Annotated in this window: 9 protein-coding genes and 1 pseudogene; 2 read left to right on the forward strand and 8 right to left on the reverse strand. The window is 72.5% G+C overall.

Translation table 11 applies throughout. The annotated features are described in order from the left end of the window. Both ACLZN2_RS49915 and ACLZN2_RS49920 read left to right on the forward strand, forming a co-directional pair. A pseudogene (locus ACLZN2_RS49915) lies at positions 1-98 on the forward strand (RNA-guided endonuclease TnpB family protein); the annotation flags it as partial. A gap of 45 nt (positions 99-143) precedes the next feature. Continuing rightward, positions 144-1,058, forward strand: coding sequence for an aminoglycoside phosphotransferase family protein (locus ACLZN2_RS49920; RefSeq protein WP_416986824.1), 915 nt, complete (start codon positions 144-146; stop codon positions 1,056-1,058). Between the two features lie 80 nt (positions 1,059-1,138). Here ACLZN2_RS49920 and ACLZN2_RS49925 read toward each other — a convergent pair whose 3' ends face one another. From ACLZN2_RS49925 to ACLZN2_RS49960, 8 genes are all read right to left on the reverse strand, one after another. Then, the gene (locus ACLZN2_RS49925) at positions 1,139-2,434 is read right to left on the reverse strand and encodes an NADase-type glycan-binding domain-containing protein (RefSeq protein WP_416986812.1); all 1,296 of its coding nucleotides are present in this window, start codon (positions 2,432-2,434) and stop codon (positions 1,139-1,141) included. Further along, positions 2,431-2,991, reverse strand: a complete 561-nt coding sequence (locus ACLZN2_RS49930) for a phage tail protein (RefSeq protein WP_416986814.1) — start codon at positions 2,989-2,991, stop codon at positions 2,431-2,433. The genes ACLZN2_RS49925 and ACLZN2_RS49930 overlap by 4 nt, the downstream gene beginning before the upstream one ends. Positions 2,992-3,121: 130 nt before the next feature. Then, a complete protein-coding gene (locus tag ACLZN2_RS49935) occupies positions 3,122-5,080 on the reverse strand; it encodes a putative baseplate assembly protein (RefSeq protein ID WP_416986816.1) in 1,959 nt (652 codons plus the stop codon). After that, positions 5,080-5,526: a GPW/gp25 family protein gene (locus ACLZN2_RS49940; protein ID WP_416986817.1), complete on the reverse strand. Its 447-nt coding sequence runs from the start codon at positions 5,524-5,526 to the stop codon at positions 5,080-5,082. Before ACLZN2_RS49940 ends, ACLZN2_RS49935 begins: the two co-directional genes overlap by 1 nt. A 43-nt stretch (positions 5,527-5,569) precedes the next feature. Further along, complete coding sequence (locus ACLZN2_RS49945) at positions 5,570-7,483, reverse strand: VgrG-related protein (RefSeq protein ID WP_416986819.1); 1,914 nt, start codon at positions 7,481-7,483, stop codon at positions 5,570-5,572. Further along, entirely contained in the window at positions 7,483-8,208 is a 726-nt protein-coding gene (locus ACLZN2_RS49950; RefSeq protein ID WP_416986820.1) for a LysM peptidoglycan-binding domain-containing protein, read from the reverse strand. The genes ACLZN2_RS49945 and ACLZN2_RS49950 overlap by 1 nt, the downstream gene beginning before the upstream one ends. A gap of 34 nt (positions 8,209-8,242) precedes the next feature. Then, positions 8,243-8,668 (reverse strand): phage tail protein, encoded by a 426-nt coding sequence (locus tag ACLZN2_RS49955; protein ID WP_416986822.1) that lies wholly within the window; start codon positions 8,666-8,668, stop codon positions 8,243-8,245. A gap of 71 nt (positions 8,669-8,739) precedes the next feature. Next, positions 8,740-9,184 (reverse strand): extensin (locus ACLZN2_RS49960; protein ID WP_416986823.1); only part of this gene is annotated, 445 nt, incomplete at its 5' end.

Consider the following 9,184-nt stretch of genomic DNA (forward strand, 5'->3'; position numbering starts at 1 on the left):
AGAACTCCGCCCGCGTGATGCTCGTCCGGGCTGGTCTCAACCCGGCTGGCGCTGAAGGCGTAAGACCTCCGGGAGCGCCGCTCCCGGAGGCCGCCTGAGCCAGAGATCCCCCTCAGTCATGAGGGTGAGGATTCAACGCAGAGCTGGTACGCGATCTCCTCAAGGACCAGCATCCGGACCTTGCGGGACTGGCCGTCCGCGAGGTGGCGGGCGGCTGGGGCAACCAGATGTGGCGCCTCGGGGATGAGTTGGCCGTGCGCATGCCGCGCAAGGAAGGTGCCCCGGATCTCCTGCGCAAGGAACGCCGATGGCTGCCCGTCCTGGCCCCGCGCCTACCGCTCCCGGTTCCGAACCCTGTGCGGATCGGCGAACCGTCCGCGCGCTTCCCGAAGCCCTGGAACATCATGACGTGGGTTCCCGGAGAACCACTCGACCACGCCTCGATCAGCCGCGGCGAGCACGCGGCCGACACTCTGGCGGGCTTCCTCAGGGCGCTCCATGTGGCGGCGCCGGCGGATGCGCCGGCCAGTTCGGACCGCGGCGCTCACCCCAAGGAGTGCACGGACGGCTTCGAGAAGTTCTTGCAGGCCATCGCCCCTGGCGGCATCGCTGCCGACGTCCGGGCCGTCCGGGCCGTCCGGGCCGTCCGGGACGTCTGGGACGACGCCGTCGCGGCCCCCGAGTGGGAGGGCCCGCCGGTATGGCTGCACGGTGACCTCCACCCCGCGAATGTCGTCGTCTCGGACGGAACGCTCTCGGGCGTGATCGATTTCGATGCCATGTTCGCCGGCGATCCGGCGTGGGACCTCGCGGCCGCGTGGCTGCTCCTTCCCGCGGGCGCGTCCTCACGGTTCTTCGAGGCGTACCCGCACACGGACGAGGCGACGATCCGGCGCGCCCGAGGGCTGGCTGCTCTGAAGAGCCTCTTCCTCATCCTCATGGGCCAGAACGGGGAACGGGGCCTTCCCGGCGGCAAGCCGACCTGGGGGCCCGCAGGACGGGCGGCGCTCGACCGCGTTCTGACATCCGGCGGCCCCAGCCGGCCCTCTCCCGCGTAGGGGGTGTGCGCTCAGTCTCAGCGACACGCCGCACACACGGCGTGTCGCTGAGACTCGATCACCACGCGTCTCCCTACGACCTACGACGCGTTCGCGCTCGACGGGCCGAAGAACTCGATCTCCGCTATCGACACCTGCTTGCTCGCCGACGCCCCGTACGCCGACTCGATCGTGAAGCGGACCTTCGTGACCTCGCCGACGCGGAAGGTGCGGCGCTGGCCGCCCGCCTGCTGGTCGAGGACCAGTTCACGGGTCGTCGTGGTGCCGTCCTTCAGGGTGATCGTCGCCTTCACGCGGTGCGGCAGGGCCGACTCGGTGAGCTGCTCGGCGCGCGTCGACGTGCCCGGGGTGATGACGAGGTCCAGCAGACGGGTCGGCTCGTTGAAGCGGGCCTCGATCCACTCGCCCTCACCCGACTGCGAGACGCCCGGACCCCACCACGTGTTGTTGATCTTGTCGAAGGCCAGGTCGGGCTTGTGGCCCGGGTACGAGCGGGACGCCGCGAACGTGTCCGGCGCCACCGCCGCCCGCTTCGCGAAGTGGTCCTTGGTCGCCTGTATCGCGTCCGGGGTGTACACACCGGCGACGATCAGGAGGGTGAGGACGACCGCGGCCATCACCCACGTGACGATCCGGTCGAACGTACGGCGCAGTCGCGGACGGTCCCCGGCCCACGGCGTCTCCCCGCCCCGCCCGAACAGCCGCCGCCACCACGGCAGCCGGATCGACGAACGGTCCTCCAGGGTCATCGGCATCGCACAGCGCGAGCAGTAGTGCCGGTCGGGGCGGTTCGGCGTGGCGCACCAGGGGCACGCGATACCGCCCGCTTCGCCCTGCACCGGGCCGGGCGCGCGGACCTGCGGCCGGTCCGCCACCGGGACACCCGGCAGCACCGGCGCGACGGAGGGCGGTGCCGGCGCGGGCTCCTCCGGGTCGGCGACGGGGACGAGGAGGGAGCGGGCCCGTGCCGCCATCGTGTCCCCGAGGGCGGGGGCGGGAGTGGGGGCCGTGGAGGCCGTTTCGCCGGTGTCCGTCGTCGGGGGGAGGGGTGGGAGAGGGGTCTCCGTCGTGTCCTCGTCGTCCGAGTCGTCGGCGGCGGCTGTGGGGGCGTCCGAGTCGCGGGAGTCGTTGTCCGGCTCCGTCCGGGGTTCCGGAGTCCGGTCGTCGTCGTTCTCGTCCTCCTCGTCGCGGGTGCGCGTGGAGGTGTCCGGTGCCGCCGTCGTCGTACCGGAGGCGGAGGATGCCGTGGCGGCGGCCCTTGCCGGGGTCCGGTCGCGGTCTCGGTCCGTCCAGCTGAGTACGGCTCCGCACGCGTCGCAGAAGGACTGGCCGGGTTCCGCCCGGGTGCCGCACTCGGCGCAGTTCTGGGTGGTCATCTCTTCTCCGGGGTCCTTTCGGCGACGGTCACCTTGACCGTGTAGGGCATGTGGGCGGGGCGGGCGGCGGCCACGAGGGCGTCCAGGCGGTGTTCGTCCGCCGGGCCGGGGGCGGGCAGGCGGACCGTGACGTGCAGGTGGGGGCGGGCGTCGCCGGGGAACGGGCCGAGGGGGCGGGCGCTCCAGGCCGAGCCGCCGCTCTCCTCGATCTCCGGCTCCACGCCGAACGCCAGCCGGACGGCCTCGGCCAGGCCCCGGCGGGTACCGCGCACCCGGTGCAGATACGCGGCCGCGGCGACGGCGGCCCGCAGCCGTGCCTCCGGTTCCGTGCCGTCGGTCTCCGCGCCGACCCAGCCCGCCAGCCAGCGGGTGAAGTCGACCGGGGCGAGGGCCGGGTCGAAGTACGCGGGCAGACAGTCCAGGACGTTGAGGATGGGCGCCATCACCTCGTCCAGCCCGCCGACGAAGCGCTGCGCGAGATCGTCGTCCGCGAAGACGGCGGGCAGCATCGCCCCGATCGGCGCGGAGGATCCGAGCCCGTCGACCGATCCCCTCATCGCACGGCTCCTTCCAGGCGGGCCTGCGCTGCGCGGGCCGCGAGGGGTTGTCGGTTCGGCGCGGCGCCGTTGTGGCTGGTCGCGCCCCGCGGCGGAGCCGCTGATCGACGCAGCCCCGCGCCCCTTTGGGTCACGCCCCGTCCCCAATCACCCGCACCCGATGGTCGTACGAGAACACCAGCGCCGGCGGAGCCAGATCGATGCGGTCCGTCGCGTCGCCGCGCTTCCCGGTCAGGGGATCCGCGGGGTGCAGGGTGACCTGGTCGACCAGCTCCACTCCCGGGACCCGCTGCAGCACCGCGAACACCTCGCCGGACTGCACCGGGCGCCCGAACGGCCAGCCCTTGCCGTCCGCGCCGCCGGTGAGCGGGTCGAGGTGGCGGTAGAGGGCGTCGTGGGCCTGGCGGCGGACGCGGTCGGTGTCGACGCCGCGGAAGGCGTGGACCGTGGCGACCACGGTGATGCCCTGGTAGTACGGGGGGCCGACCGCCAACCGGGTGCCGATGAGGCGGCGTTCGTCCAGGTGCCGCATGATGCGGTCCAACAGGGCGTCACCGGGGACGAGTTGCTCGAAGCGGAGGCGACCGCCGGGGTCGGGGACCGCCTGGGGGACCACCAACACCCGTACCGCGTAGGAGCCGTGTTCGTCGGGCTCGCCCTCCAGGCAGGTGATGCGGGCGGTTTCGGGGGCTGCCCGGCGCGCCAGTTCCTCGTAGTCCCTCAGCGTCACGGCGCGCTCCTGGGCGCGCAGGGTGATCGGCGCGCGCAGCTTCGCCTCCTCCACCGTCTCGCCGTCGACTCCGCCGCGCGCGGCCTCCCGGTTGACGACCTCGGAGACGTACGGCACGGAGGTGCGCAGCACCCGCACCGCGCCGCGGGCCACGTTGCCGGCCCGGCCGCCGCCCGTGCGGTAGCGGCGGGCGCGGACGATCGCGCCCTTGGGGGCGACGGCGCCGTACTGGCGCAGCGCGCCGTCGGGTTCGCGGACGGACGGGCCGAAGGCGATCTCGCCGGTGGCGGCGTCGAGGGTGATGTGGCGCTCGTCCGGGCCGGAGGCGGCGAAGTGGGGGACGACCTGCCAGTCGACCCAGCCCTCGTGCTCGGCGGTCTGGAGCAGGACCGGTGGGTCGTCGCCGACCACCGGGGCGTTGGCGAGGCGCAGGCGCTGGCCGGGGAGGCCCGTCGACTCGCCGAGGTTCTCGTCGTGGACGGTCTCGGCGTGGACGGCGGGGGCCGTGCCGCCGACCGTGAAGGCCTCGACGGAGCGGACGGTGGGGGAGAGGGTGTAGAAGGGCTGGCCGGGCAGGGGTTCGGTGACGCGGCAGCGCAGCCAGCCGGCCTCCTGGCCGCCGGAGCGGGACAGGACGTGCCCGCCGGGGATGTGCAGGACGACCTCGCCGGGGCGGTTGAGGCCGCCGGTGCCGTCGCGGTCGACCTCGCAGGGCTGCCAGCCGTCCTCCGTCCACGCCTCCCAGACCAGCGGGGGCTGACGGGGGTCGACGCCGACGCCGTCGACGCGGCTGTCGAGTTCCAGGGCGACCGCGCAGTGCGGGACGGCGGCGCTCAGGCCGAGGAGCATGCAGTCGCCGGGGCGCGGGGCCTCGGCGAAGCACAGGACGTCCTTGCCCTCGGTGAGGTCGGTGGTCCGGTCGGTGACCGGCTCGCCCTGGTGCTGGACCACCAGGTGGGACAACTCGCTGGGGACGACGGTGAGTTCGCGTTCCGTCGCGAAGACCACCGCCTCCTCGCTCTCCGTGCGGACCGTCGCCACCTCGGTGCCGGTCGGCAGCAGCACCGGCTCCTCCTGGGGCGCCGACAGCCAGAAGGTGACCTCCGTGCGGGCCGCCGACGGCGGGAAGAGATGGATGCCGACCAGGTCCAGGAAGGCGAGGTGGTTCTTGTCGGGGACGCGGTTGAGGCGGTACACGATCTGGTCGGCCATGTGGGCGACCGTCTCGACGAGCGTGACACCCGGGTCGGAGACGTTGTGGTCGGTCCACTCCGGCGCGCGCTGCTGGATGTAGCGCTTGGCGTCGTCGACGAACTGCTGGAAGCGGCGGTCGTCCAGGTTGGGGGAGGGCAGGGCCATCAGCGGTCGCTTTCGGAAGCCGTACCGGAGGAGCCGGGCAGGCCGCCCGGCTCTTCGTGGGACGGAATGACGTAGAAGGGGAAGACGAGACTGCGCGGGTTGTTGGTCCCGCGGATGGAGTAGCGGACGTCGATCCAGAGCACGCCCTGCTCGGCGCCGGCCGTCACGTCGACGTCGGTGACCTCGATGCGCGGCTCCCAGCGGTCCAGGCTGGTGTACACCTCGTGCTGGATCCGGCCGGCCGTCGCCTCGTTGACCGGGGCGAACACCAGGTCGTGGATGGCGCAGCCGAACTCCGGGCGCATGGGGCGCTCGCCCGGCGCGGTGGCGAGGATCAGCCGGATCGCCTCCTCGATCTCGCGCTCGCCGCTGACCAGGGCGATGCCTCCGGTGGGACCGATCCGCAGCGGGAACGCCCAGCCCGACCCGACGAACTGTTCGGCCATCAGAGGGCCACCCTTCTCCTGGGATTCTCACGGGGGCCGGATCTCACGGGATCGGATACGGCTTGTTGTTGACCATGACGACGCCCTGGAGCAGCAGGGTCGCGGCCCGGATGCCCACGTTGGCGGTGGCGTTGACCTGGACGGTGCCGCCCGCGGTGACCGTGGCCGCGCCGCCCGCCTTCAGGCTGAGCGCGCCCAGCGCGTCCACGGCGACGACGCTGGTCAGCGACTTGAGGTTGACCGCGCCGGTGCCGCGGATGTCGAGCAGCCCGCCGCTCTTGATGGTGAGCTTGCGGCCCGCGCTCAGCGTGAGATCGGTGCCCGCCTCGACGGACACCGATCGGGTGCCCGAGATCTTGACGGTGCCCTTGCTGTCGACGGTGATCTCCGTCTTCGTACGGTCCAGGTTGATGACGAGCCGGTCGTCGCCGGAGGTGACCCTGACCCCTTGCTTGCGGCCGCCGGTCTTCTGGCTGAGCAGGTCGACGCGGTTGCCGTCGCGGTCGGAGAGGGTGTGCCGGGAGGCCCGGCGCCGCGCCCCGTCGTGCAGGGGGACGTCCTTCACGGGCGTCGGCTTGTCCTTGCCGTTGTAGAGGCCGCCGATGACGTACGGGTGGTCGAGGGCGCCCCGGTCGAAGGCGACCAGCACCTCGTCGCCGACGTCGAGGGGGAAGATCGAGCCGCCGTCCTTGCCGCCCCACTGGACGACCCGCGTCCAGTCGGAGATGTACACGTCGTCGAGCCAGGGGAACTGGAGCTTCACCCGGCCCTGCTTCAGCGGATCCTGGATGTCGGTGACCAGGGCGTTGGTGGTGCCGGGGAGGTGGAGGCCGTTGTGCGAGGCGGCGCCCCCGCCGCCGGAGGCGAGCCCGTACAGCGACCGCCACTGCCGCCCGCTGACGGTCACCCACGCCTCGTAGTGCCTGCCGTCGCCGAAGACGTGCCGTACGGAGGTGGCGGTGTACTTGCCCGCGAAGGGCGCGCCGACGTCGGCCAGGGTGACGGGCAGTCCGGGCCGCAGCTTGGGCGTGCCGCGCACGACGACCTCCAGCTCGGCGAAGGACCCGGTGACGTCGTCGGCGAGGGCCTCGGCGGCGAACTTCACCTCCGACTGCCGGTCGTACGGCGTCTGCGCGTCGACCAGCTTGGCCGGCTTGAACTTGGCCGCCGCCTCACCCGGAGTCGTCCCGATGCTGATGCCGGGGTTGGTGGTGGCGGGCGCGGTCGCGGTGAGCTTCTTCTTCGTCGTCACGTCCCAGCCGCGCGCCTCGACGGTCGCGACCTGCTCGGCGGAGGTGACGGCGGTCCGCAGCCGCAGGATGTCGGTACCGGCTTCGAGGACGTACGGGCTCTTCTCGCCCGGGGTCGACACGGGCGGCGCCCCGGAGGCGGGGTCGGGCTTGACGAACTGGAACTTCCCCTTGGAGTCGACCGACATCACCATCTCGTTCTCGTCGGCGAGACGGGCGAGGAAGTCCCAGTCGGTGACGTTGGCCTGGCTGATGAACTCGTAGACCGTCTTCGTCGACTGGATCTTCCCGACGGGCACACCGGCCTGCGCGGCGAGCTTGCGGGCGATGTCGGAGGCGCTCTGGTTGCGGTACGCGGCGATACGGCGCTGGCGCATCAGGCGGTGGCCGGCGTCGTACCCCCGGATGACGGTGAAGGAGCCGGTGCCGTCGTAGTCGGCCTCCAGGCCGCACACCTCGCCGGTGAGGAGCGGGTCGCCGGCGCCCTGCCCGTCCGCGATGGGCGTGAGGACCACCTTGGTGCCGAACTTGACGCCGAGCTTGCCGAGGACGAGCCGGTACGGGTCGCGGAACGTCAGCCGGAAGGAGGCCGGCACCCCGAGCCCCTGGTCCACCCAGCCCTCCACCAGCAGCGGCGCGAAGTCGGGCGGCAGCGGGCTTCCGTTGAGGGTGACCTTGATGATGTTGGAGAAGGCGGTCGCCACCATCAGGGACGCACCTCCCCGGCGGACGGCAGGATCAGCTCGATGCCGGTGGGCAGCCGGGTCGGGTCGTCGATGCCGTTGGCCTCGGCGATGTCCCGCCACGCGGACGTGTCGCCGTACTCCCGCCATGCCAGCGACTGCAGCGAGTCGCCCGCCACGACGCGGTGCACGCGCTGGGCGGTCAGCGCGCCCGAGGTCGGGTTCTGGCCCTTGGTCTTGCTGGGGATCTCGTGCAGCCGCACCTGACAGGTGGCGCGGATGGGGACGCCGGTCGTGCCGAACAGGGTGTAGGAGACGTCGACGCTGCTGACGTACGCCGTGAAGTGCACCGTCGAGAACGACCCCCACTGGAACACCACCCAGGGCGGGGAGGGCTGGTTCGCGGCGATGCTGCCGGTGGTGACCTCGCAGCAGTCGAACAGCGACTCCACCTTCTGCATCACCGTGTTGCTGTCCGGCTGGTCGGAGGAGTCCAGGAAGATCTCCACGCTCATCTCGCGCGGCTCCGGCCCCATGAACTCCGGCTTCGACCCGTCGCGGACGGCCGCCGTCGGCGTCACCTTCCACAGTGCCCGGCGCGCCACCTGCAACTGGGCCGGGTTGAACTCGAACTCGAAGGACTTGCGCAGCCCGCCCGGGGTGGTGCTGGTGCCGACCGGCGGTTCGTGGATCGAGAGGGTCGCGCGCACCAGGCTCTTGCCCGCGCCGCTCTTGCTGCCCTTGGCCATGATCGTGTGTCCTCTTCCCGGCTTCTCGGCCTGGCTAGTCGGTGAAGCCGTGGTGCGTGATCTCCAGGACCTCCGTGGCGACACCCGGGTTCGCGGGGTCCAGGGAGGGCCCCTGCCAGCTGACCGGGAGTACGTCGATGAGCCCCCACCGGGCCACTTCCGAGCCGTCCGCCCGCAGCGCCGCGATCTGCGCGGTGGGGCGGGTCACCCCGGTCGTGATCGAGGAGATCCACTTGGCCACCTTGGTGGTGTCCGGGGTGAGGGGGCGGGTGAGACGGATGTTGGAGAACGTGACGCGGGACGGCAGCGCCCAGACGAAACCGTTGTTGCCGCCCTCCTGGCGGTGCTCGATCTCCACCTGGGAGGACAGGCCCTCGCACCCGTTGAAGTAACCGAGGCTCTCGCCGTCGATGGTCAGGGTGAAGAAGATGGTGGAGCCCGGGTCGAGATCGCGGGACATCGGGGGGCTGGCCTTTCTTGGGGCGCGGCGGTCAGTGGCGGTCGGTGGCGGTCAGCGGCGGTCGGTGGCGGTCAGTGGCGGGGGTCGCGGAGTCTGCCGATCCGCTCGCGGTCCAGGCGTAGTTCGGTGCGCAGGAGGCGGGTGATACGGCCGGTGAGGCGGTGGGTCAGTTCGTCGAGCTGGAAGTCGGTGAGGGCGCGGGGGTCGAAGGCGGGGGGCGGGGAGGCGGCGGTGGTTCGCGCTTCCGTGGGCTCGGAGCGGGGCGCGGGCGGTGGTTTGGGCGGGGTCCGGGGTGGTGCCGGGGGTGTGGGGGGTGCGAGGCGCTGGACGGTGGGGGTGGAGATGGGGGCGGGCATGGGGGCGCGGGGCGTCGTGGGGGTGGTGGGCTGCTGGGGGGCACGCGGGGTGGCGGTGGGGGTGGCCGGTGCCTGGAGGGACGGGGTGGTGAAGGAAGCGGGGCGCGGCTGGACCACGGGGACGGGGTGCTCGGCGCGGGGGGTGGGCCGTCGGAGAGGT

The sequence above is a fragment of the Streptomyces sp. T028 genome, assembly GCF_048159505.1.
GTDB lineage: Bacteria > Actinomycetota > Actinomycetes > Streptomycetales > Streptomycetaceae > Streptomyces.

Bases quoted from the DNA above. Each gene is read 5' to 3' on its own strand.
- ACLZN2_RS49950 (WP_416986820.1), bottom strand. From the start codon at position 8,208: ATGGCCAAGGGCAGCAAGAGCGGCGCGGGCAAGAGCCTGGTGCGCGCG.
- ACLZN2_RS49935 (WP_416986816.1), bottom strand. From the start codon at position 5,080: ATGGCCCTGCCCTCCCCCAACCTGGACGACCGCCGCTTCCAGCAGTTC.
- ACLZN2_RS49925 (WP_416986812.1), bottom strand. From the start codon at position 2,434: ATGACCACCCAGAACTGCGCCGAGTGCGGCACCCGGGCGGAACCCGGC.
- ACLZN2_RS49940 (WP_416986817.1), bottom strand. From the start codon at position 5,526: ATGGCCGAACAGTTCGTCGGGTCGGGCTGGGCGTTCCCGCTGCGGATC.
- ACLZN2_RS49930 (WP_416986814.1), bottom strand. From the start codon at position 2,991: ATGAGGGGATCGGTCGACGGGCTCGGATCCTCCGCGCCGATCGGGGCG.
- ACLZN2_RS49955 (WP_416986822.1), bottom strand. From the start codon at position 8,668: ATGTCCCGCGATCTCGACCCGGGCTCCACCATCTTCTTCACCCTGACC.
- ACLZN2_RS49945 (WP_416986819.1), bottom strand. From the start codon at position 7,483: ATGGTGGCGACCGCCTTCTCCAACATCATCAAGGTCACCCTCAACGGA.